Below are 23,502 nucleotides of genomic sequence, written 5' to 3' on the forward strand. Positions count from 1 at the left end.
TCAAGATCACTCATCCCCATCCCGGGAGGGGCCGGTACCTGCCCGCGAATCAGCTGTTCAGGGCCGTGGCAACGGCCATTCCGAGCGCTTTTCCGACAGGCGGGGGAGAAGCGTGCCCGATCTGCCGGTAGCGCGCGGTCTTCTTGCCGGCGAACCGCCACTCCTCCGGAAAGGACTGGAGACAAGCCGCCTGCGCGTCCGTGAGCTTGATCATCCCCGACACGTTGTCGTCCGGGCCCGGAACCGCATTGGCCAAGGCTCCGCCGTTGACCCTCATCCGTTCCCACGCCTTCTTCGACCCCGTCGGCCCCAGGTCCGCGCCTCCCCGGTTGTCCGAGCCGCCCACCAGGGTCGGAGCGACACTGATGGCCTGTGCCGCCCAGGCGTCGGCCCCGGGCCAACCGCGGGCGCCCATGGACCGGCGCAATGCTCGACCCACCGGCAGATGCTCCGTGACCGCCGGGGCCGGCGGCACGAACGCGTCGAAGTACTGCTCCTTCAGCGCGACGAGCACCCCTTGCTTGCGGTCCTGCGGTACGCCGAAGTCGGCCGCGTTCAGGACGAACCAGCGGAAGCGGTAGCCGAGGTGTTCGAGCTCCTTGCGGATGAACTCCCGCGTGCCCTCGAACTTGGGGGAGTCCACGAGGCCCGGAACGTTCTCGATGATCAGCGCACGGGGCTGGATGGAGGGGGCGAGCAGCACCGCGGCCTCCAGGAGCCGCAGTTCCTCCTCCGTCTCCGTCCTCGCCACGGTCGCGCTGGACTTCACCCGGGGCAGACCCGCGGACAGAAGGTCCACGTCGTAGGTGTGCCGGTGCTCGGAGGGGTCGAAGTTCAGGAGATCCATCTCCAGGACGTTCCACTCGGGCCGGTTCAACCGCAGGGTCTCGCAGGCGATCCGCTTCTTGTCGAGCAGCAGCGCGGGTTCGAAGCCCGCCCCTTCGAGTCCCAGCGCGAGTCCTCCGGCACCGGCGCACACATCGACGAACCGCAGCTTGTTCACAGGCCCCCGCCCTTGATCTCTGTCCGCCGTCGCTCGACGGCCGCCGCTACCCGCTCGGCGGCGCCGGCCGGCGCCTCGTGTTCCCAGAATCGCAGCACGGTCCATCCCGCCGCAGCCAGATGCTCGGTCGTCTCCCGGTCCCTGGCCATGTTCCGGTCCAGCTTCTCCCGCCACCACTGGGCGTTCGCCTTCGGTTGCGTGGCGTGCACGGGGCAGCCGTGCCAGAAGCAGCCGTCGATCATCACGGCGACCTTGGCCCGGGTGAAGGCGATGTCGATCGTGCGCCGGGGCATGTCCGGCACCCGGGTGTTCACCCGGAAGCGGTAGCCCGCCGCGTGCAACAACTTCCGCACCGCGACCTCGGGCGTGGTGTCGCGGCTCACCTGGCGGCTCATCCGGGCGGAGACGCCGGGGGACGAGGGTTTGACCGTGCTCATCACCACCAGTCTCCTACGAACCGTCCGCCCCGCGTTCGATGATCGCGAAGTCTCTTCTGGTCGAATCGATGGTCCGGAAACGCACCAGATTCCTCTTCGGGGCGCTCGACGAACCGGGCGCGACCAGACCGAAGGCCATGACGAGACGCTCCGGGGCTATCGCTCCGTCCGGGGAAACGACCGGGGGCTTCTCCTCCACCACGGGGTACAGGACGACCACGCCGCGCCGATCACCCGCCAACGATTCCAGGGTCTCGTCACCGGACCGGCTTGCCGCATCGCTTGCGCGGGCGATCCGGAGCGCGGCTTCGCGGTGCTTCGGCTCACCGATGGCGCCGAACAGATCGCCACGCCGCCGGGAGCGGTGGGCCAGGGAGAGGGGGGAGGACCCCAGGACGCTCGCTTCGACACGACGGGACGATGTCTGCCGCGGTGAGACCACCAGCCAGTCGTCGATGCTCTCGCCGCCTTTGTTGGTGGAGAGGAGCGACTCCAGATGGGGTGAGAACTGGGAGGGGACCGACCACCGCAGGTCACAGAGGACCTTGAGCAACTCCTCGTGATCAAGCGTGCCGACCTGCGCCTCGAAGCTGTCGCCCCCGGCGGATGCGTTGCGCCGCAGCGTGATGGGGTCAGCCCCGAGCAGCTCCAGCACCGGCCGCCACACCTCCACGTTGTGGCGCAGGTCCGCCGGGGCCGTCGGGTAGGCCGTCGGCTCGACCCATTCGCCCGGGGAGCGGATCTCGACCAGCTCCGCGTTGAACATCTTGTTGCGGGCGGACGGCTTCAGCCAGGAGAGGTGCTGGGAGACCAGGGGCGGTATCTGGGCCGGGGTCACCTGGGGCTTGCCGTCGATCAGGGTGGCGTAGCGGGTGAGCTGGGCGCGGAACGTCTCCTCGTCGCGGCAGATCGCCTCGAAGGCCTCGTACAGGTCGACCTTCCTCGTCCTGCCCGCCGGTTCCGCGCGGCCGATGTAGAGGCGGACCAGGTCGCGGTAGCCGGGGCGGAAGCCGAACCAGCGGCCCATCTGCATCAGAGTGTCGGCCTGCTGGGTCCTGCGGCGGTAGTACGTCACCGTCAGGCCCTCGACCGTGAAGCCGCGCGACAGCTTCGTACCGCCGACGAGGATCTTCCACACGTTCGGGGTGCGGTCGAAGTCGAGGTCGGGCTGGTCGTAGTCGCTTTCGGTGTCGCCGTTGACGACGAGCACCGGCGTTCCGCCCGAGTTGATCAGCTGGCGGGCGCGGGAGACGTACGGCCTCAGTTCCTCGTACGAAGCGGGCGTGGGCAGTCCGTCGTCGGCGAAGGGCTGGAAGTCCGAGGTGAAGAGGGCCTCCAGACGGGTGTGGCCCTCCTGGCCCGTGTAGGCGGCCTGGTGCCATATCGAGGTGATCCGCTGGGCCAGCACCTTGTGTTCAGCCATGCGCACGGACTCGTGGACCAGCATCGTGTGGTGCCGGAAGTGGTTCTCCAGGGACGGGTCGTGGGCTGCGCGGTACAGCTTCAGGGCGCCGGTGAGGATGAAGGCGTCGAGGGCCTCCGCGAGCCGGTCGCCGTGGGCGTCGTCGTAGATGCCGCGTACGTGCGTCCGTTCGGCGCTCCCGACGGCCGACTCGTCGGGGCGGTCCAGGTCGTGGAAGTCCTGGACACCCATGTAACCGGTCGGGCGCGGCAGGGAGATCAGGAAGTCGCGCGGGAAGATGTCGTCGCCGTCGCCCGGGTCGACGAAGACGTTGGCGAAGGGCGTCGCGGTGTATCCGACGTACTGTGCGCGGGGGAGGAGTCCGAGCAGCTGGGAGATCTGGCCGTTGATCGCCGTACGGGTGACCTTGCCCTCCTCCCACTTCTTCGGGTCCGTCGTGTTGACGGACGCCTGGTCCGACTCGTCGTCGATGATCAGCGTCGGGATCTCGGAGAGCAGCGGGCCACCGATCTTCCTGAGGTCCTTGATGAGCTTGTCCAGGACGGACTTGTTCTTCTTCACCACCATCACGCGGGCTGCGGCCCGGTGGAGGTTGTCCGGTGCGTACAGCGGCTGCGTGCGGATCTGCTTGTCGAATTCGAGGGCGCGGATTCCGGTGGCGAGGCTCTTGTAGTCGTCGTCCCGGGTGGTGAGGCGCTCGATGTCGAAGGCGCCTCGCACCGAGGGTCGGCCCTGGTGGCTGACGAACTTCTCGGGCCAGTCCTCGTCGTCCTGGTAGTCGACGCCGATCAGGGCTTCCTGATCGGCGGGGTCCGCGCCGCGCAGGATGTTCTCCTGGCCGATCAGCTCCATGTCCAGGCGGCGCTGGGTCTGTCCGCGCAGCAGGTTCAGAGTGCCGCCGAGGACGATGACGAGGCGGTAGCCCGCGTCGATGGCCTTGGCCGTGACGCCCGTGAAGTTGGCGGTCTTGCCGGACTGGACGTAGCCCACAACCAGGCCCCGGGCGCCGTAGGCATCGGGGCGCGTCGGGTCCGCGAGCCGCTCGACCACGGCGTGGCTCGCCTCGTCGAGGCCCGCCACGGCGGCGTCCGACCAGCCCTTGCGGCGCAGGAGTTGTTCGTACGCGCTCCAGTAGAAGGACCGGACCGCGGCGGTGTCGCGGGAGTACCACCAGGTCGGCGTGGTGCTGATGATGGTGGGGCCGGGCTCCTTGAAGACCGGGACGGCGTGGTCGAGGACTTTGCGCAGCGCGGTGTCGAAGCCCAGGCGGTCGTACGCGTCCGCGCGCCGCTCGTCCGTACGGGGCGCGGACGTCGACCAGTCCGCCTGCTCAGCCAGGTCCCAGCCGGTGAGCGTACGGTGCCACAGCGCGGTCAGTTCGTCCCCCGCGCCCGCGGCCGTGACGCGGTCCCGGAAGTTGCCCTGGTCCGTGTCGGTCGGCTCCTGGTCCTCGGCGCATCGCGGCGAGGACGTCTCCGTGGAGCTGGAGCAGGTGGTCGGTCACGGGGAGGATCTCTTCCTGGGCGGGGACGGGGGCGGCTCGGACGGAAGCGGTCAGCGTGCGAGTTCGCAGCGCGCTGCCGTTACCAGGACGCTGTTCCACAGGGCGATGGTGTCGAGGTGGGTGGCCCGGACCCGTTCCTTCTGGAAGATCTCTTTGACCATGAGGTAGAGCATGCTCTTCACCACCGGGGCATCGTTCAGACCACCCCGGCGACCGCCGTTGAAGACCTGGCGGTACTCCTTGTTGAGCTTCACCACCCGTTCCTCGCGGTCGAGTTCGAAGAACAGCTCGGAGTGCAGGCTGTCCCAGCGGAACGTGATCGGGTCCTCGCCCTCCAGCTCGGGCAGCTCGTCGCGCAGCGTCCGCTTCAGCCGGGGGTCCAGGCCCTTGCCCGCCGGGAGGACCGCCTTGCGCTGGGGTTCGGTGGCGCGCTTCGCGGCCTCCCGGTACGTCGCCACCGCCTCCTGGACGTAGGACGCGAAGTCGTTCCCGGCAGCGTCGGTCGCCTGCTCCAGGCCACGGGCGAAGGCCGGGGTGACGGTCACTCCGTCCTTCTTGACCGTGAGGCTGAAGACGTCGTTCGCCTCGGCGGGCAGATCGACGGCGATGCGCGCCAGGGCGAGGTGGCCCTCGGGGCTGCGGGTGTTGTTCCAGCCGCCCGCCTGGACGAGCCGGTCGTTGCGGTAGATGTAGAACCCCTGGCGCTCGGCCAGCGGGCCGATGCCCCGGAAGCTCACCAGCGGGGACTTGGGCTGCCAGATGTGGGCGGTCAGCGCGACCTCGCCGACACCCTCCACCGGGGCGGTGAAGGTGCGCGGGTAGCCGGGCCGGCCGGAGATCCGGTACCCGAACGGGTCGATCGGCTCGACGCCGCGGTGATCGAGCTCTTCCCGGGTCGTCACGTCCTCGACGACGATGTCGACGTTGAAGTCGTCGCGGGCCAGGAAGCGGTGGAGGTGGAGCCCGAGGTGGGTCTCCAGCTTCTCGATGGCGTCGTTCAGGAAGCGGTCGGCCTGACCGGTGGTGATCGTCTCGAAGGCCCGGACCCGGTCCCAGCGGACGATCGTGCCGTGCCACTCGATCAGGCCGTCGTAGCGGTCCACGAGCGCCTGGCAGTAGCGCGGGTCCACGATGTCGCACGTGAAGTCGGCCCGGGCGCTGGCGGTCAGCCAGCGGCGACCGGTCGACGGACTGCGCTTGGTACGGCTGATCACAGTGAGGGAGTCGGCGTGCGAGAGCGAGGCGGCCTTGAGGCCGGCGCCGAAGTGGCCGAGCGCGCTGTCCCCGTACTCCTGGCGTCCGCCGACCGTCATGGCGGTGTCGAGCGCCTCGTCGTTCATGCCGGAGCCGTCGTCCACCACGAGGAGCCCCACGAGCCGCTGATCGTCCCTGAGGAAGCTGACCACGACGTTACGGGCGCCCGCATCGATGGAGTTGTCCACGAGGTCGGCGACGGCCGCCTCGAAACCGTACCCCTGGTGCGTCAGTGATTCGACGTAACGGGCCGCGGGCGGCAGACGCTTGCTCCCCGCCGTGGGGATCTCGTACTGCCAGTCCGCGGAAGGCTGATAGGGCGACATGAAGACTTCCTCGCACACTGGACCGGGGCCCGTGTGGGGACGTCGGCCCTGAGACGGCTGTTGAAATGTGATCGTATGGGAAAGGGCGGCACGCCCGGGAATCGTTACGTGAACTGCCTCGACCCGCCGGCCGCGGCAGAGCGCACGGCTCGGCCCGGAACCCCGCACGTGCCGTGCGCGGTTCCGGGCCGCAGCCGGTGGTTCTTAAGGCTCAGACCCCGTGGCACACCCCGTAAGCCTCCCCCGACCCGCACCAGCAGGCGGCCGTGCGGGACGGGGGCCAGGGGATGGCGCGGCCTCGGGCGGCGAGGGTGGTGGCGTACTGGGGGAGGAGGCCCGGGTCGGACGGGGAGGCGGCTTCCGAGGCGGCGAACGCCTCGTACGAAGGGACCGTGCCCGTCACGATGCCCAGGTTCGGGGTGCCCGTCGCGTGGAGGTCGCGGAGTGCGGCCTCCAGGCGGTTCAGGTGGGTCTCCCGGTCCACGTACTCCTCGGTCAACTCCGGGTATGCCGTCAGGAGTTCGCGGAGTTCGCTCTCCGGCCAGTGCAGGACCGCCACCGGGAACGGGCGGGAGAGGGCCGTGCGGTACGTGCCCAGCTCCGCGCGGAGGCGGGCGATCTCGGCCTTCAGCTCGACCGGGTCCGAGGAGCCCAGCGACCACAGGCGCTTCGGGTCGTGCAGCTCGTCCAGCGGCACCGCGGCCGTGTGCAGCGCGCCGGCCAGCTCGTCCCACGCGTCGTGGTCCAGGCCCATCAGCCTGCGCACCCGGTGGCGGCCGGTCAGCAGGGACTGCGTCGCGTACGGGACCTCCTCGCCGGGGGCCAGCAGCAGGGTCAACGCGGTCGAGAAGAAGTCGTGCGCCGACTCCAGCTCGTCGTGCGCCTCCAGCGTCTCCGCGGCCACCTGCCACGGTGCCGCGTCCAGCGGGCCCGCCGTGCGGATGCCGTCGATGATCGCCCGGGCCTCGGCCTCGTGCCCGTACTCCCAGAGGTTGGCCGCTTTCAGGGCCTTGATCAGGTGCGGGTTGTCGACGGTGGACTCGGGGGCGGTGAGCAGGTCGTCGTAGAGCGTGCTCGCGCGGGCGCGGTCGCCCGCGAGTTCCAGGTGGGCCGCGGCCTGGAGGATCAGTGGTTCGTGGTCCTCGGGGTACTGCGCCGCGGTGCGGAGCAGACGCTCGGCTTCGGTGGTGTGGTCGGCAGGCGTGTCGGGGCGCATGGACCACACGGTACTGCCGGACGGCGACGGCGGGGAGGAGAGGTCGGGGGATGAGAAGGGGGAGAAGTCTGGAGAGTTGTGAGGTTTGCCCCTACCGTGCGCCCCGAGCCGTCAGCGGTGCGCGACCGTGCGCCCCGAGGCTTGCGGTCCGCGCACGGTCGTGCGTTCCGTGTGTGCGGTGCGCGCGGGGCCGTGTTGTTCCCTGTTCGCGGTGCGCGTCCCTGCGTTCCGTGTCCTTACCGTGCGGGAGGGTGACGTCGATGCGGAGGCGGGGTTTCGGGCGAGGGCGACGGCGTGGGGTGTTGTCGGGTGGCCGTGGCCGTGGGGGTTCGTATCTTCTCGGCCGGGGGCTCTGGGTGTCCGCCGAAGTCGTCGTGACCCTCGGTGTCCTGCTGCTCCTCCTCGTCGTCCATCAGCTCTGGTGGACCAACCGCGAGGCCCGCGCCGACGCCGGGCGCACCGTCCAGAGCCTTCAGCGGGAGTGGGGCGAGCCCGCCCCCGAGCCCGCCCCCGAGGCCGCCCCCGCCCCCGCGCCCGACCCGGGTGGCGGTGAGGGCGCGCTCGACGCGGAGCCCCGTCCTTCGGCCTCCGGTCGTGGGGCCGAGGCCGCGCCCGCCCCGGCCACCCGCCCCCGTACCACCCACCGCTGGGACCAGGCGTACGCCGTGCTGCGTATCCCCCGGATCGGGCTCACCGCTCCCGTCGCCGAGGGGACCAGCAAGGGCGGGGTGCTCGACCGGGGGTACGTCGGGCACTACGCGCGCACCGCGCAGGCCGGGCAGGCAGGGAACTTCGCGCTCGCCGGGCACCGCAACACCCATGGCGAGCCCTTCCGGCGGATCGACCGGCTGCGCAGCGGTGACCGGATCACCGTCGAGACCCGCGACGCCGTCTACACGTACACCGTCGGCAAACGCCTCGCGCGGACCGCCCCGTCCGACAGCGGGGTCATCGCGCCCGTGCCGCGCAGCAACATCACCACCTCCGCCGGCTACAGCGAGCCCGGCCACTACCTCACCCTGACCACCTGCACCCCCGAGTTCAGCTCCCGCTACCGGCTCGTCGTCTGGGGGAAGCTCACCGCGATGCGCCCGCGGTGAGCAGCGCGCACGTGGGTGTGGGGTCCCGGCCCGCCTTCTGTACCGGGGCCAGGTCGGTGGCTCACCTCCGGGGCGTGGCGTGTTCAGCGGGCTGATCGCGGTCGTCGCGCCCGCTGGTGCCTCCCGGGTGCGTCCGGACGCCCGGGGCGCATCCGATCATCCTGTATAACGAATGGAGTGCCGACCGCTTCGACGAACGGCGCGCGGGCACGGTACGAGGAGCAGTTCGAGGGACGGGAGGTGTTCACCGTGCGGAACGTCAACGCCCTGCGCCGCGCCTTCGCCCGGCTGCTCCGGCCCGCCGGACTCCTCGTCCTCTTCCTCACCGAGGTCCTCCTCGCCGAGGGCGGCAGCCTCTCCGCCGCCGTCGCGCTCGCCGCCACCGCGGCCGCCGGCTCCGCGCTCCTCGCCTGCTCCGTCATCAGCGCCCGCTGCGCGCCCCCGGTGCCCCGCACCCGGGTCCGCACGGCCATCAGGGACCGGGAGCAGCGCACCGCGTTCCTTCCGCAACGCGACCCCGACGCCCGGGGCCGCACCAGGCCCCGAGCACCCGGGCACGCCCTCCTGACGGCCGCCGCGTAGCGCACCTCCGCACCACCTTTCGTACGTGCTTCGTACGTGTCTTACGTGCGGGTGCCCCCGCGCCGGTCGTCCTGCCGAGTGATCACCCCGTACCTGTCCGCCTGCCGCACAGGTGCCTCCCGGCACGACGAGACCCCCGGAGGGCTCACCCATGTCCGCCTTCATGTCCGCTTTCGCGAACCTGGTCGGCTCCATCGCCGATCTGCTCGAACCGCTCTTCCAGACCGCGTCCACCGCCGCCGCGATCATCCTGTTCACCGCGCTCGTCCGGCTCGCCGTCCACCCCCTGTCGCGGGCCGCCGCACGCGGGCAGAAGGCCCGCAGCCGGCTCCAGCCGCAGATCGCCGAACTCCGCAGGAAGCACGGCAAGAACCCGGAGCGGATGCAGAAGGCGATCATGGAGCTGCACGCCGCCGAGAAGGTGTCGCCGCTCTCCGGCTGCCTGCCGAGCCTGCTCCAGATGCCCGCGTTCTTCCTGCTCTACCACCTGTTCTCCAGCAGCTCGATCGGCGGCGAGCCCAACGCGCTGCTCAGCCACGACCTGCTCGGCGCACCGCTCGGCGGGCGCTGGCACGACGCGCTCGCGCACGGCGGGATGTTCGGCGGGCAGGGGCTGGTCTACCTGGGGCTCTTCGTGATCGTCGCCGCCGTCGCCACGTTCAACTACGGACGCACCAAGCGGCAGATGGCCGCCAACCCGATGACGCCCGCCGCGGGCCCGGACGGACAGGCCGTGCCCGGCATGGGCGCGATGACGAAGCTGATGCCGTTGCTGTCCTTCTTCACCCTGATCACCGTGGCCGTCGTGCCGCTGGCCGCCGCCCTTTACGTCGTCACCACGACCACCTGGACCGCCGTCGAGCGGGCCTGGCTCTACCGCGACATGCCGGTCGGCGGCGCCGCCATGGCCACGGCGGCGTAGTCGGGCCGTCCGGTGCGCCGGTCCAGTGTGTGAACGAGGTCTTGCGGAGTGATCGCATCTCTTGGACGATCGGCCAAGTCCTCCGTCGGCCCGCACCCCGCCGGAGGGCCCCACCTCGACCAAGAGGAGTTGGACCGTTGAAGCTGCTTCGAGTCGGTACGGCGGGCGCCGAGCGCCCCGCACTTCTCGACCGCGACGGGACTCTGCGTGATCTGTCGGGGATCGTTCCCGACATCGACGGCGGGCTGCTCGCCGACGCCCCCGCGCTCGCCCGGGTACGGGCGGCCGCCGAGGCGCCCGGTGTGCTGCCCGCCCTGGACGCGACCGGGCTGCGGATCGGCCCGCCGCTGGGCCGCATCGGCAAGATCGTGTGCATCGGGCTGAACTACCACGACCACGCCGCCGAGACGGGTGCGGAGATCCCGGCGGAACCCATCCTGTTCTTCAAGGCCCCCGACACCGTCGTCGGGCCCGACGACACGGTCCTGGTGCCGCGCGGCAGCCGGAAGACCGACTGGGAGGTCGAGCTCGCCGTCGTCATCGGGCGCACCGCCCGCTATCTGGAGTCGGCCGAGGCGGGCCTCGCGCACGTCGCCGGGTACGCCACCGCGCACGACGTCTCCGAGCGCGAGTTCCAGATCGAGCGCGGCGGCACCTGGGACAAGGGCAAGAACTGCGAGACGTTCAACCCGCTGGGCCCCTGGCTCGTCACCGCCGACGAGGTGCCCGACCCGCAGGCCCTGTCGCTGCGGCTCTGGGTCAACGGCGAGCTGAGGCAGAACGGCACCACGGCCGAGCAGATCTTCCCGGTCGGCGAGGTCGTCCGCTACCTCAGCCACTTCATGACGCTCTACCCGGGCGACGTGATCAACACCGGTACGCCGGCCGGGGTGGCGATGGGGCAGCCCGAGCCGAAGCCGTACCTCAAAGCGGGCGATGTGGTGGAGCTGGAGGTGGCGGGGCTCGGCCGGCAGCGGCAGGAGCTGAAGGACGCGTAGGGGAGTAGCGGGGGGCGGGGCGCCGTCGCTGTGCGTAGGTGACGGCGCCCCCTTCGTGTACGGCCCTTACGCCGCCCGCGTCGCCGCGAACTGCTCCAGCGCCTCGACCACCATCGCGTGGTCCTCGGCCTGCGGCAGTCCGGACACCGTGACCGTGCCGATCACGCCCGCGCCCTCCACCGCGATCGGGAACGAACCGCCGTGCGCCGCGTACGTGTCCGGGTCCAGGCGCGAGGACTCCTCGAACGTGGTGCCCTTGGACCGGAACCGGGTGCCGACCAGATACGAGCTCTCGCCGTACCGCTCGACGACCTTGCGCTTACGGTCGATCCACGCGTCGTTGTCCGCGCTCGAACCCGGCAGCGCCGCGTGGAACAGCTGCTGCGCACCGCGCCGGATGTCGATCGCGACCGGTGCGTGCCGCTCCCGGGCCAGCGCGACCAGCAGGCTGCCGAGCGCGAACGCGTCGTCGTAGGAGAAGTGCGGCAGTGTGAGCCGGCGCTCCTGGGCGATCAGCTCGGAGATCGTGGGCGAGGCGGTGCTCATGCGTGCCGCTCCTCTTCGTCGTGGTGCGGGAGAAGGGTGACCGAGACGCCCTCGCGGGCCGAGCGGCGGGCGGCCTCCAGCACGTCCAGCGCGGCGGCCGCCTGGAGCGCGGTGACCGGGTTGTCGCCGGTGCCGCGGACCGCGGCGGCGACGGCGGCGTAGTACGCGGGGTAGTCGCCGGGCAGCGTACGGACCGGGGTGCCGCCGCCGGTCAGCGGGGACTCGCCGGAGCCGATACGGCCCCACAGCTCCTCGCCCTCCTCGCCCCACGGCGCACCGGCCACCGGGCGCAGCCCCTCGCGCAGGGCAGCCTCCTGCGGGTCCAGGCCGTACTTCACATAGCCCGCCGTCGAGCCGAGCACCCGGAAGCGCGGGCCGAGCTGGGCCGTGGTGGCGCTGACGTACAGGTGCGAGCGGACCCCGTTGACGTGGGTGATCGCGATGAACGTGTCGTCGTCCGCCGCCGCGCCGGGACGCCGTACGTCGGACTCGGCGTACACCTGGACCGCCGGGCCGAACAGCGTCAGCGCCTGGTCGACGACATGGCTGCCCAGGTCGTACAGCAGACCGCCGATCTCCTCCGGGTCGCCCGACTCGCGCCAGCCGCCCTTCGGCTGCGGCCGCCAGCGCTCGAAGCGGGACTCGAAGCGCTGCACCTCGCCCAGCTCGCCGTCGGCGATCAGCGCGGCCAGCGTGCGGAAGTCGCTGTCCCAGCGGCGGTTCTGGAAGACCGAGAGCAGCAGCCCGCGCTCCTCGGCGAGCGCGGCCAGCTCGCGCGCATCGGCGGCGGTCCCGGCGACCGGCTTGTCCACGACCACCGGCAGCCCGGCCTTCAGCGCGGCCGTCGCCAGCGGGACGTGCGTCTTGTTCGGGGTGGCGATCACGACGAGGTCCAGCTCGTCGGCGCGCTCCCACAGCTCGTCCGGCGAGGCGGCGAAGCGGACGTCGCCGAACGCGGCACGGGCCTCGGCCCGGCGCTCCTCGTTCGACGTGACGACCGTGTCGAGGACCAGCCCGTCGGCCGCGGAGATCAGCGGGGCGTGGAAGACGGAGCCGGCCAGGCCGTAGCCGACGAGGGCGACGCGGAGAGGCGCGCCGGTGGTGCCGGCGAGGCCGGTGGCGTTGGAGGCGTCGGGGGCGTTGGGGGTCATGCATTCCACTTAAGCAACGCTGTTGCCAAAGTGCAAGCGACCGGCACAATGGGACCGGTGAAGAGGAGTGAGCCGTGAACGGGAGCCGGACGAGGACCCAGGCCGGGGTCAACCTGCCGGCCCTGCGCCACCACAACGCCGCGCTGGTGCTGGACCTGCTGCGGGCGGCCGGGGCGGAGGGCATCAGCAGGCTGGAGCTCGCCGAGGGCACCGGCCTCACCCCGCAGGCCGTCAGCAAGATCACCGCCCGGCTGCGGGAGGACGGTCTGGCCGTCGGCGCCGGCCTGCGCCCCTCCACCGGCGGCAAGCCGCGCACGGTGCTGCGGCTCGTGCCCGACGCGCAGTTCGCCGTCGGGCTGCACCTGGACCGCGACGGACTCACCGCCGTCCTGGTCGACCTCGCGGGCCGGCCGGTCGCGGTCACCCGCGCACCCCTGGACCTCGGCGCTCCGGCGGACCGGGTCCTCGCGGACGCGGCCGACGCCGTACGCGACCTGTGCGCGGCCGAACCGCACAAGCCGGTGCTGGGCCTCGGCGTCGCCGTGCCCGGCCCGCTCGACCACCGGGACGGAGTCCTGCACCGGGTCACCGGCTTCCCGCAGTGGGACGGCTATCCGCTGCGCGCCGCCCTGGCCGAGCGGACCGGGCTGCCGGTGGTCCTGGACAAGGACACCAACGCCGCCGCCCTCGCCCTCGCTCTCGGTGGGGCGGGCGGTGGCGACTTCGCCTACCTCCACCTCGGTACGGGGCTCGGCGCGGGCCTGGTCCTCGGCGGCGAGGTGCACCGGGGGGCGAGAACGGGCGCGGGCGAGTTCGGCCACCAGACCCTTCAGCTGGACGGCCCGCTCTGCGGCTGCGGCGGACGCGGCTGCATCGAGGCGCTGTGCCTGGCCGCCGAGGCGCGCGGCGACCGGGCGGAGGCGGCCCGGGCCCTGGGTACGGGCGCGGCGAACCTGGTCGGCCTGCTCGACATCGACCGGGTGGTCCTGGGCGGCCGGACGGTGGCCGCCGACGAGGACGCGTACGTACGGGGCGTCCGGGCCGTGATCGAGGAGCGGGCCGCCCGGGGCGGGGCGGGCGCGGGGGTGACCGTCACGGTCGCCGGGGGAGGTGACCGGCCGGTCGCGGAGGGCGCCGCGCAGCTGGTGCTCGCGCCGGTGTTCGGGCGGGTGGGGGAGCGGGGGTAGGGCCTCGCCTTCCCGAGGGGCCCGCCTTCCCGTAGGAGCACGCTTGGTCGAGAGGTCGAGAGGTCGAGAGGAAGTGCAGTCGGGTGATCGTATGAATCAAGTCGGCATGTCGACACTCTGATCACGCGCGCGCGTGATGGCGTCGGAGGACACCACCGGCGGCCCCCGCCCCGGTCGTCCGCGAGCAGTGAAGGGTGACCCCTCATGCTTCCCACCTCCTGCGCACGGCTGCGTGACGCCCGTGCGCTCGCCGCCCTCGGGCTGGCCGCCGGGATCACCGTCCCCGCCGCGCTCCTGGGCGGCCCGCAGGCCGCCGCCCTGCCGGCCGCGCCCGCCGCCGCTTCCTTATCCGCCGACGAGCAGCCCGTGTGCGGTGACCCGAAGGCCAAGGACTTCCCGATCGAGACCCGGATCCAGGACGCCCCCGACCGGTACGCCTCCGGTGGCGGCTACGGCACCTGGTTCCTCGACCTCACCAACACCACCGACACGTCCTGCCGGGCCCTGCACCCGGTCCTCGTGCTCGCCGACCGCGACCGCAGGCTGACGCCGGACCAGATCCAGCTGGAGTTCTCCGAGCCCGGCAGCCCGGGAACGGAGCACCGGGTCACCTGGGAGAGCACCGACCGCGACGAGCAGATCGGCGTCTTCGGCGAGAGCGGGGAGGGGGAGCAGAGTGATCCGTTCCTCGGGTTCACCGTGCCCGCCGGAGAGACCGTCTCCGTACGCGTCCGCATGGCCTTCACCTCCGACACCGCCCCCGGCCCGGTCACCGCGCACGCCGCCGTCGTCCAGCGCCGCCACCAGGACAAGGCCAAGGGCGGCGGGCGCGAGGACGGCGAATGGGTGGGGGAGTCGGAGAAGTACCCCTTCGTGATCGTCGACGGCGCCACGGGCGGCATCCGCGAACCGGACGGCCCCCGGACCGAGCACCCCCGGCCGGAGGATTCCCGGTCCGAGCGTCCCGACCCGGAGCGCTCCGGGTCGGGTGCCGGCACCCGTACGGAGCGGCCGGGCGATCCCGACGGTTCGCGTACGGACCCCGGTACGGGCCGGGACCCGTCACCGGACCGCGACTCCGGCGCAGGAGAAGAAGACAGCGGCGGCGAGGAGAGCCCCGGGCTGCCGCCCCGTGACGGACTCGGCCGCCCGCTCCCCGAACTCGCCCGCACCGGACCGGCGTCGATCGCCTGGACCGGGGCCGCCGCCGGGACGCTCCTGCTGGCCGGGGCCGCCCTGCTGCGGCACGCCCGCCGGGTCCGCCGCACGGAGGACTGACCAGGGGACTGGCCGGGGCGCCGCCCAGGGTGCTGACGGAGGCGCTGACCGGCGCGGGCCTCAAGGGCGTCCGGGCCGTGCCCGTACCGGCCTGTTCACCCGCGTCTGCCACCATCGGGCGGTGGACTACCCGAACGACCAGGCACCTGGCGCACCGATCCGCTCCGGCATCCCCGAGCACGGCCGAATCCCGAAGTACTACGCGCTCAAGGCCCGTATCGCGGTGCTGCTGGACGAGTTGGGCGAGGGCGGGCTCCTGCCCACCGAGCGGGAGCTCGCCCAGCGGCACGAGGTCTCGCGCGAGACCGTCCGCCAGGCCCTGCGCGAACTCCTCCTGGAAGGGCGGCTGCGACGGCAGGGGCGCGGCACCGTCGTCGCCGGACCCAAGCTGGAGCAGCCGCTCTCGCTGGCCAGCTACACCGAAGGCGTCCGTCGCCAGGGCAGGCGGCCCGGCCGCCACCTGATCGGCCTGGAGCGCTTCCCCTGCCCTGATGCGCTGGCCGCCGAGGTCGGCGTGGAGCGGGGCGAGCCGGTCTGGCATCTGGAGCGGGTGCTGCTCGCCGACGACGAACGCGTCGGCCTGGAGAGCACGTACGTCGGCGTCGCCCGCGTCCCGGACCTGGACGCGCGGTTCGACCCTGACTCCTCCTTCTACGCCTACCTCCGCGACCGCCTCGGGATCGTCTTCGGCGACGCCGACGAGCGGATCGAGACCGTGCTCGCGACCCCCCGCGAGGCCCTGCTCATCGGGACTCCGCCCGCCCTGCCGATGCTCCTGATCCATCGGCTCTCCCGGGACACCGACGGCCGTCCGCTGGAGCGCGTGCGGACGCTGTTCCGGGGCGACCGCTTCTCCTTCTCCGCCCATCTGCGGGGTGAAGGGCGGGACGAGGGGCGGAGCGAGGAGCGGGACGAGGGCCGGGGCTGAGAGAACCCGTGCCGAAGCTCACTGAGCCGCACCTATGGTAACGGAAGCGTAACGGGTCTGGTCCAAACTTGCGGGGTCGTTCACCGTCCCGTCGGCGACCGGACGTGTCCGGGACACCCGTCCCGAGGAGCGTGGCCGCCGTGAGAGTCATCGTCGTAGGAGCCGGCGTGGTGGGAACCATGCACGCCCGGCACGCAGTCAGCCGCGGCCACGAGGTCGTACAGATCGAGCGCGAGAGCGAGGCGCGCGGGGCATCGCTCCGCAATTTCGGACAGATATGGATCAGCGGGCGGGCCGGTGGCGAAGAGCTTGAAACCGCCCTGCGCGCCCGCGAGTTGTGGGAGGCCATCGGAGAGCGGGTGCCCGGTCTCGGCTTCCGGGCCTGCGGTTCGCTGACCCCGCTGCGCACCGCGCACGAGGTCGCCGTCGCCGAGGCGGCCGTCGCCCGGCCCGACGCGGCGGCGCGCGGCTACAAGTTGCTCACCGCCGACGAGGCCCGGGCCCTCAACCCGGCCCTGCGCGGCGCGTTCACCGCCGCCCTGTGGTGCGAGCGGGACGCCGCGGTCGAACCCCGCACCGCCCAACTCGCTCTGAAGGAAGAGCTGCTGGCTTCCGGGCGGTACACCTACCTCGGCGGCCGCGAGGTCCGTGAGGTCGTCGGGACCGCCTCGGTGCGCGACGACCACGGCGACGTCCACACCGGCGACGCCGTGATCCTCGCGACCGGCGCCTGGCTCGGCGGGCTCGTCCGCGAACTCGCCGGGCCCGAACTGCCGGTGCGCCGCGTCCGCCTCCAGATGATGCAGACCGACCCGCTCGGCGAGCCGCTCACCACCTCCGTCGCCGACGCCGACAGCTTCCGCTACTACCCCGCCTACCGGGGCGAGGCGCTCGACGCCCTCGACGCCGGACAGCCCCAGGACCCGGTCGCCGCCGAGCACCGCATGCAACTCCTCATGGTCCAGCGCCGCGACGGCGGGCTGACCATCGGCGACACCCATGAGTACGAGCACCCCTTCGCCTTCGACACCGTCGAGGAGCCCTACGAGCACCTCACCCGGGTCGTCGAGGCCTTCCTCGGCCGCCCGCTGCCGCGTATCCGCCACCGCTGGGCGGGCGTCTACGCCCAGTGCACCGACACCGCACGCGTCGTCCACCGGCAGCAGGTGCGCGACGGGGTCTGGCTCGTCACCGGACCTGGCGGGCGCGGCATGACGTGCTCGCCCGCCATCGCCGAAACGACCGCCGACCAACTGGGCTGGTGAACCACATGACGTCTTCGACCGGCATGACTTCCCCGACCGATACGACCTCCCCGAGCGACATCACGCGCGCCCCCTACAACCTCGTCGTCCTCGACATGGCCGGCACCACCGTCGCCGACGGCGGCCTCGTCGAGCAGGCGTTCTCCGCCGCCGCCCAACGCCTCGGCGTACGCCCGGAATCCGACGAGCACGCCCGTCAACTCGCCTACGTACGCGCCACCATGGGCGAGTCCAAGATCTCCGTCTTCCGGCACCTCTTCGGCGAGGAGGAGACGGCCCAGCGCGCCAACACCGCCTTCGAGGAGGCGTACGGCGAACTCGTCGACGGCGGCCGCATCGCCCCGCTCCCCGGCGCCCGCGAGGCCGTCGAGCGGCTCACCGCCGAGGGCCGCACCGTCGTCCTGACCACCGGCTTCGCCCGCACCACCCAGGACGCCATCCTCACCGCCCTCGGCTGGCAGGACCTCGTCCCGCTCACCCTCTGCCCCGCCGACGCGGGCGGCCGGGGCCGGCCCTTCCCGGACATGGTGCTGGCCGCCTTCCTGCGCACCGGGGCCGTGGCCGACGTCCGCCGGACCGTGGTGGCCGGCGACACCTCGTACGACATGCTCGGCGGCGTACGCTCCGGTGCCGGGATCGTCGCCGGGGTCCTCACCGGCGCCCACGACAAGGACCGGCTGACCCGGCACGGCGCGACCCACGTCCTCGGGTCCGTCGCCGAACTGCCCGACCTCATCGCGCGGGCCGAGGCATGAGCGCGCCCGCCCCGGCCCCCGTCACCTCCACCGCCCCCAGCGGCATCCGCTTCGACGGCGTCACCGTCGCCTACGGCGGAAACGTCGTCCTCGACCGGCTCGACCTCACCGTCGAACCCGGCGAGGTGATGGCCCTCCTCGGGCCCTCCGGCTCGGGCAAGACCACCGCCCTGCGGGCCGTCGCCGGGTTCGTCCGCCCCGCCTCCGGGCGGGTGTTCCTCGGCGGCCGGGACGTCACCGCCCTGCCCCCGCACCGGCGCGGCATCGGCATGGTCGTCCAGCAGTACGCCCTCTTCCCGCACCTCAAGGTCAAGGACAACGTGGCCTTCGGGCTCAAGGCCCACCGCACCGCGAAGGCCGAGATCCCCGGCCGGGTCACCGAGGCCCTCGAACTCGTCGGCATGGCCGCGTACGCGGAGCGCCACCCGCGCGAACTCTCCGGCGGCCAGCAGCAGCGCGTCGCCATCGCCCGCGCGCTCGCCATCCGCCCCGGCGTCCTACTCCTCGACGAACCGCTCTCCGCCCTCGACGCCCGGCTCCGCTCCGGCATGCTCGCCGAACTGGCCAGGCTGCACCGCGAGTTGCCGGACGTCTCCATCCTGTACGTCACCCATGACCAGGTCGAGGCGCTCACCCTGGCCGACCGGATCGCCGTCATGGACCGCGCCCGGCTCCAGGACTGCGGCACCCCGCAGGAGCTCTACCGCCGTCCCCGTACTGAGTTCACCGCCTCGTTCGTCGGCAACGCCAACCTGCTCCCGGTCACGGTCGCCGGTGAAGGAGCCGTCGGGTTCGGCGGCCGGCCCCTCGCCGCCCCCACCGGCACCGCCGCACGCGGCGCCACCGCCACCCTCTGCGTCCGGCCGCACCTGGTCGGCCTCGGTGACGGGCCCAACGCCCTCACCGGCAGCGTCACCGAGGTCCAGTGGCGCGGCTCAACCCACCGCGTCCACGCCGACGTCGACGGCCACCACGTGATGGCCGACCTCCGCGAACTGCGCGAGCCCCCGGCCATCGGCGACCCCGTCACCCTGCACTTCGCCGCTGAGGACGCGGTGCTGCTCCCGGCTGGGGCGGGAGACCCTGCGAGGGCGGGAGACCCGGCGGGGGTCGGCCCATGACCGCCGCCGCCACCGCCGCCGTACCCCGTACCTCCGGCCAACCGGCCCCCGGTACCTCCGGCCAACCGGCCCCCGCAGCACCCGGCCCCGGCCCCGGCCGCTCCCGTACCGTCCCCGCCTGGGTCTGGGCGCTGCCGCCCGTCGCCGTCCTCGCGCTCGCGTTCCTCTACCCGCTGGCCCTCGTCGTCCAGCAGTCCTTCACCCCGGACGACGGGGGCGGCGTCTCGCTCGACCCGTACGCCGACGTCTTCGCCTCCGCCGTCTTCCGTGACGCGCTCACCACCACCGTGTGGCTCGCCGTCGGCTCGACCGTGGGCTGTCTGGTCCTCGGGTTCGTCCTCGCGCTGGTCATCGCGTTCGTCCCGTTCCCCGGCGGGAAGGCGGTCGCCCGGTTCGTCGACGTCTTCCTCTCCTTCCCGTCCTTCCTCATCACGCTCGCCCTGCTGTTCATCTACGGCTCGGTCGGGATGGCCAACGGGCTCTGGACCGACGTCACCGGCGCGGCCGACGGCCCCTTCCACTTCCTGACCACCCCATGGGGTGTCCTGCTCGCCGAGATCACCTACTTCACGCCGTTCGTGATGCGCCCGCTGCTCGCCGCCTTCTCCCAACTCGACACCGGGCAGCTGGAAGTGGCCTCCTCGCTCGGCGCCGGACCCGTGCGGATCATCCGGCAGGTGATCCTGCCCGAGGCGCTTCCGGCGCTCGCGGCGGGCGGCAGCCTCGTCCTGGTGATGTGCCTCAACGAGTTCGGGATCGTCCTGTTCACCGGGGCGAAGGGCGTCACGACGCTGCCGATGCTCGTCTACAGCAAGGCGATCCTGGAGTCGGACTATCCGGCCGCCTGTGTCGTCGCCGTCGTCAACATCGCGATCTCCGTCGGCCTTTACGGCCTCTACCGGGTGGTGAGCCGCCGTGCTGGTGCATAGCCGGGCCGGGAAGTGGGCCACCTGGGCCGTCTTCCTGCTCCTCTTCGTCCCGCTGTTCGCGGTGCCGCTGCTCGTCATCCTCGCCGCGTCCCTCGCCACGAACTGGTCCGGGGCCCTCCCCTCCGGGCCCACCGTCGAGCGCTACGCCGCCGCCACGAGCGGCGACGCGCTCCAGGCGCTGACCACCAGCCTCGTCACGGCCCTCGCCGCGAGCGTGCTGGCCCTCACCCTCGGCGGCTGGGCCGCGCTCGCCGCCGCCTCTCTCCGTACGCGCGGAAAGCGGCTCCTGGACGCCCTGTTCATCCTGCCGGTCGCCGTGCCCTCGGTGGTCGTCGGTCTCGCGGTGCTCGTGGCCTACAGCCGGCCGCCGGTCCTGCTCAACGGGACGCGGTGGATCGTGATACTCGCCCACACCGTCCTCGTCACGGCCTTCGCCCACCAGTCGGTCGCCGCCGCCGTGCGCCGGCTGGACCCGATGTACGAACAGGCCGCCGCCGGCCTCGGCGCGAGCCCCGCACGCGTTCTGTGGCGGGTGAGGCTGCCGCTCCTGCTGCCCTCGCTCACCTCGGCCGCCGGGCTCTGCTTCGCCCTGTCCATGGGGGAGTTGAGCGCCACGATGATGCTCTACCCGCCGGACTGGACCCCGCTGCCGGTGCAGATCTTCGCCGCCACCGACCGGGGCTCGCTCTTCACCGGCGCGGCCCTCGCCGTGGTCCTGATGACGACGACGCTCCTCGTCCTGGCCGCCGTCTCCCGCATCCGGACCCGCGCCTCCTACCGCTGAAACCCCACCACCACCTCCCGTCTTCTGGAGAAACCCATGCGCAACCCCGCCCGCACCCTCGCCCTCCCCCTGGCCGCCCTCACCGCCGTCACCCTCACCGCCTGCGGCGGCTCCTCCGCCGCGTCCGACGAGAAGTCCGTCACCGTCTACAGCGCCGACGGCCTCAAGGGCGAGAGGGGCGACGGCTGGTACGACAAGGTCTTCAAGGACTTCGAGAAGAAGACCGGCATCACCGTGAAGTACGTCGAGGGCGGCTCCGGCGAGATGGTGCAGCGCGCCGCCCGCGAGAAGTCCAACACCCAGGCCGATGTGCTCGTCACCCTGCCGCCCTTCATCCAGCAGGCCGACGCCAAGGGCCTGTTGACCGCGTACGAGCCGAAGGGCGCCGAGCAGGTCGACGGCGCCGGCCGGGCGGCCGACGGGAAGTGGACCTCCGTCGTCAACAACTACTTCGGGTTCATCCACAACACCAAGGAGCTGAAGAACCCGCCGCGCACCTGGGAGGACCTGCTCGACCCCGCGTATAAGGAGAAGGTCCAGTACTCCACCCCCGGCGTCGCGGGCGACGGCACCGCCGTCCTCATCAAGGCGATGCACGACTTCGGCGGGCAGGAGCCGGCCATGGCGTACCTGAAGAAGCTCCAGACCAACAACGTCGGCCCGTCCGCCTCCACCGGCAAGCTCGCCCCCAAGGTCGACAAGGGTGAACTCCTCGTCGCCAACGGGGACGTGCAGATGAACTTCGCCCAGTCCAAGGACATGCCCCACCTCGGCATCTGGTTCCCCGCCAAGGGCGACGGAAAGCCCACCAGCTTCGCTCTGCCGTACGCCGCCGGGCTCGTCGCGAAGGCCCCGCACAGCGAGAACGGCAAGAAGCTGCTCGACTTCATGCTCTCCGAGCAGGCCCAGCGCGACGTCAGCGCGGTCGGCGGCGGTTTCGCCGCCCGCAAGGACATCAAGGCCACCGACGCCAACGCCGTCGAACTGGCCGGACTGATGGAGGGCGTGGAGATCTTCGAGCCCGACTGGTCGGACATCGGGACCAACCTGGACACGTACATCGACGCCTGGAAGTCGGCCACCGGAAGCTGACCGGCCATCTTCCGGCCACGGATTCCTGCGAAGGTCTGGACCCGGCCCGGTTATCTCGTCATGGTAACGGGTCTGGTCCAGACGGAAGTTCACGTCCCGCCCCCGCCCGACCCGCCCTCTCTCCGGAGGATCACGTGACCCGGTCCCTGTCCCGCCGCTCCGTGCTCGCCACCACCGCCGCCGCGGCCACGGCCGCCGCCGTCGGCCCGCTCGTCACCGCCCCCGCCGCGTACGCCGCGCCCACCCTCCCCAACGGCACCAGCAAGGACAAGGTGCTCGTCGTCGGCATGGACGGGCTGCGCCACGACGTCATCGCCGCCGCGAACGCCCCGCACCTCAAGGCGATGATGGCCAACGGCACGTACGGCACCTCGCTGCTGTACGCCAACCCCATGGCCGCCACCTCCTCCGGCCCCGGCTGGTCGACGATCTCCACCGGCGTCTGGCCCGACAAGCACGGCGTCAAGGAGAACTCCTTCGCCGGGAAGAACTACGCGCGCTACCCCGGCTTCCTCGCCCGCCTCGCCCAGGTCCGCCCCCAGCTCTCCACCTACGCCGCCGTCGACTGGAAGCCCCTGGACACCCAGGGCACCGTCACCCCGGGCGCCGACGCCAAGCTCGTCCTCGACGGCGACCGCGACGGCTACACCGGCCACGACGCCACCATCGCCGCAGAGACCGAGTCGATCCTCCGGAACCAGAACCCGGACGTGCTCTTCGTCTACTTCGGCCAGACCGACATCGTCGGCCACAACTCCGGCGCCGCCAGCACCGCCTACCGCCAGGCCATCGACGTCCAGGACGGCTACCTCGGCCGCCTCCTGACCGCGATCCGGGCCCGGCCCTCGTACGCCACCGAACGCTGGACCGTCATCGTCACCACCGACCACGGCCACACCGACTCCGGGGGCCACGGCGGCAGTGCCATCGAGGAGCGGCGCACCTTCGTCCTCGCCCAGGGCCCCGGCATCGCGGCCGGCGCCCGCCCCGCCGACACCCGCCTCGTGGACGTCGCCGCCACCGTCTTCAAGCAGCTCGGCATCGTCCCCGACCCCGCCTGGGGCCTGGACGGCAAGCCGGTCCAGGAGCGCTCCACCGACCCCTTCGAGGCCCTCCACCCTGCCCTGTCCGCCCGCGTCGACGAGACCGGGATCCCGGCGGGCGTCCTCGGCTGGACCCACACCGCGCCGAGCGGCTGGTCCGTCGTGAACTCCGCGATGGGCACCGGGGGCGTCACCGAGTGGCGCGGCTGGACCTTCGCCACCGACGAGTTCTGGAGCCGCAGCCAGCGCGACCAGTCCCGTGAGCTGAACGTCCGCTCGCGCGGGATCTTCGCGGTCGCCGACTCCGACGAGTGGGACGACAAGGCGTCCTCGGGACCGTACGACTCCACGCTCGTCACTCCGGCGTACGCGGTCGGCGGCAGGTCCACCGTGACCCTCGGCTTCACCACCCTGTACCGGCAGGAGGGCAGCCAGAGCGCCCGGATCCTCGCCTCCTGGAACGGCGGAACACCCGTCGAGGTGAAGCGCTACACCTCGGACGTGATCTCACAGCCCCAGGCGCTGACCCTGGACGTCCCGCCCGGGGCCGCCAACGTGAGCTTCCGGTTCCACTACACCGGCAGCAACAACTGGTACTGGGTGATCGACGGGGTCACGATCACGACCTCCTAATTATGCTGGGGGTGCCGGGACGGCG

Annotated in this window: 21 protein-coding genes; 14 read left to right on the forward strand and 7 right to left on the reverse strand. The window is 72.1% G+C overall.

Going from position 1 to position 23,502, the window contains the following annotated elements:
* Nucleotides 1-49: 49 nt before the first annotated feature.
* From AC0VY3_RS05810 to AC0VY3_RS05830, 5 genes are all read right to left on the reverse strand, one after another.
* Complete coding sequence (locus AC0VY3_RS05810) at nt 50-1,003, reverse strand: DNA cytosine methyltransferase (RefSeq protein ID WP_475549113.1); 954 nt, start codon at nt 1,001-1,003, stop codon at nt 50-52.
* Nucleotides 1,000-1,440: a very short patch repair endonuclease gene (locus AC0VY3_RS05815; RefSeq protein WP_475549114.1), complete on the reverse strand. Its 441-nt coding sequence runs from the start codon at nt 1,438-1,440 to the stop codon at nt 1,000-1,002. The genes AC0VY3_RS05810 and AC0VY3_RS05815 overlap by 4 nt, the downstream gene beginning before the upstream one ends.
* Nucleotides 1,441-1,453: 13 nt before the next feature.
* Nucleotides 1,454-3,943: a Z1 domain-containing protein gene (locus AC0VY3_RS05820; protein ID WP_475549115.1), complete on the reverse strand. Its 2,490-nt coding sequence runs from the start codon at nt 3,941-3,943 to the stop codon at nt 1,454-1,456.
* Between the two features lie 474 nt (nt 3,944-4,417).
* A complete protein-coding gene (locus AC0VY3_RS05825; RefSeq protein ID WP_475549116.1) occupies nt 4,418-5,947 on the reverse strand; it encodes an ATP-binding protein in 1,530 nt (509 codons plus the stop codon).
* Nucleotides 5,948-6,158: 211 nt separating this feature from the next.
* Nucleotides 6,159-7,163 (reverse strand): SEC-C domain-containing protein, encoded by a 1,005-nt coding sequence (locus AC0VY3_RS05830; RefSeq protein ID WP_475549117.1) that lies wholly within the window; start codon nt 7,161-7,163, stop codon nt 6,159-6,161.
* Nucleotides 7,164-7,519: 356 nt separating this feature from the next.
* Between AC0VY3_RS05830 and AC0VY3_RS05835 the strand changes: the two genes are divergently transcribed.
* The 4 genes from AC0VY3_RS05835 to AC0VY3_RS05850 all read left to right on the forward strand — a co-directional run bounded on the left by AC0VY3_RS05835 (nt 7,520) and on the right by AC0VY3_RS05850 (nt 10,765).
* Nucleotides 7,520-8,263, forward strand: coding sequence for a class E sortase (locus AC0VY3_RS05835; RefSeq protein WP_475549118.1), 744 nt, complete (start codon nt 7,520-7,522; stop codon nt 8,261-8,263).
* Nucleotides 8,264-8,512: 249 nt separating this feature from the next.
* Nucleotides 8,513-8,845, forward strand: coding sequence for a DUF6412 domain-containing protein (locus AC0VY3_RS05840; RefSeq protein ID WP_103512148.1), 333 nt, complete (start codon nt 8,513-8,515; stop codon nt 8,843-8,845).
* A 151-nt stretch (nt 8,846-8,996) separates the two neighbouring features.
* On the forward strand, nt 8,997-9,767 hold the full coding sequence (locus AC0VY3_RS05845) for a YidC/Oxa1 family membrane protein insertase (protein WP_103512146.1): 771 nt from the start codon (nt 8,997-8,999) through the stop codon (nt 9,765-9,767).
* 137 nt (nt 9,768-9,904) lie between these two features.
* Nucleotides 9,905-10,765 (forward strand): fumarylacetoacetate hydrolase family protein, encoded by an 861-nt coding sequence (locus AC0VY3_RS05850; RefSeq protein ID WP_103512145.1) that lies wholly within the window; start codon nt 9,905-9,907, stop codon nt 10,763-10,765.
* A 66-nt stretch (nt 10,766-10,831) separates the two neighbouring features.
* Here the strand turns inward: AC0VY3_RS05850 and AC0VY3_RS05855 are convergent, their stop codons facing one another.
* Both AC0VY3_RS05855 and AC0VY3_RS05860 read right to left on the reverse strand, forming a co-directional pair.
* A complete protein-coding gene (locus AC0VY3_RS05855) occupies nt 10,832-11,311 on the reverse strand; it encodes a heme-degrading domain-containing protein (protein WP_103512144.1) in 480 nt (159 codons plus the stop codon).
* Nucleotides 11,308-12,462: a Gfo/Idh/MocA family oxidoreductase gene (locus AC0VY3_RS05860; protein ID WP_103512143.1), complete on the reverse strand. Its 1,155-nt coding sequence runs from the start codon at nt 12,460-12,462 to the stop codon at nt 11,308-11,310. Before AC0VY3_RS05860 ends, AC0VY3_RS05855 begins: the two co-directional genes overlap by 4 nt.
* 74 nt (nt 12,463-12,536) lie before the next feature.
* On the opposite strand from AC0VY3_RS05860, the gene AC0VY3_RS05865 reads away from it, so the two are divergent.
* The 10 genes from AC0VY3_RS05865 to AC0VY3_RS05910 all read left to right on the forward strand — a co-directional run bounded on the left by AC0VY3_RS05865 (nt 12,537) and on the right by AC0VY3_RS05910 (nt 23,477).
* Entirely contained in the window at nt 12,537-13,649 is a 1,113-nt protein-coding gene (locus tag AC0VY3_RS05865) for an ROK family transcriptional regulator (RefSeq protein WP_103512142.1), read from the forward strand.
* A gap of 204 nt (nt 13,650-13,853) precedes the next feature.
* Complete coding sequence (locus AC0VY3_RS05870; RefSeq protein WP_475549119.1) at nt 13,854-14,927, forward strand: peptidase; 1,074 nt, start codon at nt 13,854-13,856, stop codon at nt 14,925-14,927.
* A gap of 121 nt (nt 14,928-15,048) precedes the next feature.
* Entirely contained in the window at nt 15,049-15,855 is an 807-nt protein-coding gene (locus AC0VY3_RS05875) for a GntR family transcriptional regulator (protein WP_475549120.1), read from the forward strand.
* Nucleotides 15,856-15,995: 140 nt separating this feature from the next.
* A complete protein-coding gene (locus AC0VY3_RS05880) occupies nt 15,996-17,120 on the forward strand; it encodes a TIGR03364 family FAD-dependent oxidoreductase (RefSeq protein ID WP_475549121.1) in 1,125 nt (374 codons plus the stop codon).
* Nucleotides 17,121-17,143: 23 nt separating this feature from the next.
* Nucleotides 17,144-17,875 carry a phosphonatase-like hydrolase gene (locus AC0VY3_RS05885; protein WP_103512139.1) on the forward strand — a complete coding sequence of 244 codons (732 nt, stop codon included), beginning with the start codon at nt 17,144-17,146 and terminating at the stop codon, nt 17,873-17,875.
* Nucleotides 17,872-18,996 (forward strand): ABC transporter ATP-binding protein, encoded by a 1,125-nt coding sequence (locus AC0VY3_RS05890; RefSeq protein ID WP_475549122.1) that lies wholly within the window; start codon nt 17,872-17,874, stop codon nt 18,994-18,996. Before AC0VY3_RS05885 ends, AC0VY3_RS05890 begins: the two co-directional genes overlap by 4 nt.
* Nucleotides 18,993-19,925, forward strand: a complete 933-nt coding sequence (locus AC0VY3_RS05895; RefSeq protein ID WP_103512137.1) for a 2-aminoethylphosphonate ABC transporter permease subunit — start codon at nt 18,993-18,995, stop codon at nt 19,923-19,925. Before AC0VY3_RS05890 ends, AC0VY3_RS05895 begins: the two co-directional genes overlap by 4 nt.
* Nucleotides 19,912-20,709 carry an ABC transporter permease gene (locus AC0VY3_RS05900; RefSeq protein WP_103512136.1) on the forward strand — a complete coding sequence of 266 codons (798 nt, stop codon included), beginning with the start codon at nt 19,912-19,914 and terminating at the stop codon, nt 20,707-20,709. The genes AC0VY3_RS05895 and AC0VY3_RS05900 overlap by 14 nt, the downstream gene beginning before the upstream one ends.
* Nucleotides 20,710-20,745: 36 nt before the next feature.
* Nucleotides 20,746-21,801, forward strand: coding sequence for a 2-aminoethylphosphonate ABC transporter substrate-binding protein (locus AC0VY3_RS05905; protein WP_475549123.1), 1,056 nt, complete (start codon nt 20,746-20,748; stop codon nt 21,799-21,801).
* Nucleotides 21,802-21,935: 134 nt separating this feature from the next.
* A complete protein-coding gene (locus tag AC0VY3_RS05910; RefSeq protein WP_475549124.1) occupies nt 21,936-23,477 on the forward strand; it encodes an alkaline phosphatase family protein in 1,542 nt (513 codons plus the stop codon).
* Nucleotides 23,478-23,502: the final 25 nt, after the last annotated feature.

This window comes from Streptomyces sp. iso_384, assembly GCF_056172905.1.

Bases quoted from the DNA above. Each gene is read 5' to 3' on its own strand.
- AC0VY3_RS05815 (WP_475549114.1), bottom strand. From the start codon at position 1,440: ATGAGCACGGTCAAACCCTCGTCCCCCGGCGTCTCCGCCCGGATGAGC.
- AC0VY3_RS05825 (WP_475549116.1), bottom strand. From the start codon at position 5,947: ATGTCGCCCTATCAGCCTTCCGCGGACTGGCAGTACGAGATCCCCACG.
- AC0VY3_RS05830 (WP_475549117.1), bottom strand. From the start codon at position 7,163: ATGCGCCCCGACACGCCTGCCGACCACACCACCGAAGCCGAGCGTCTG.
- AC0VY3_RS05845 (WP_103512146.1), top strand. From the start codon at position 8,997: ATGTCCGCCTTCATGTCCGCTTTCGCGAACCTGGTCGGCTCCATCGCC.
- AC0VY3_RS05855 (WP_103512144.1), bottom strand. From the start codon at position 11,311: ATGAGCACCGCCTCGCCCACGATCTCCGAGCTGATCGCCCAGGAGCGC.
- AC0VY3_RS05860 (WP_103512143.1), bottom strand. From the start codon at position 12,462: ATGACCCCCAACGCCCCCGACGCCTCCAACGCCACCGGCCTCGCCGGC.
- AC0VY3_RS05870 (WP_475549119.1), top strand. From the start codon at position 13,854: ATGCTTCCCACCTCCTGCGCACGGCTGCGTGACGCCCGTGCGCTCGCC.
- AC0VY3_RS05885 (WP_103512139.1), top strand. From the start codon at position 17,144: ATGACTTCCCCGACCGATACGACCTCCCCGAGCGACATCACGCGCGCC.
- AC0VY3_RS05890 (WP_475549122.1), top strand. From the start codon at position 17,872: ATGAGCGCGCCCGCCCCGGCCCCCGTCACCTCCACCGCCCCCAGCGGC.
- AC0VY3_RS05895 (WP_103512137.1), top strand. From the start codon at position 18,993: ATGACCGCCGCCGCCACCGCCGCCGTACCCCGTACCTCCGGCCAACCG.
- AC0VY3_RS05905 (WP_475549123.1), top strand. From the start codon at position 20,746: ATGCGCAACCCCGCCCGCACCCTCGCCCTCCCCCTGGCCGCCCTCACC.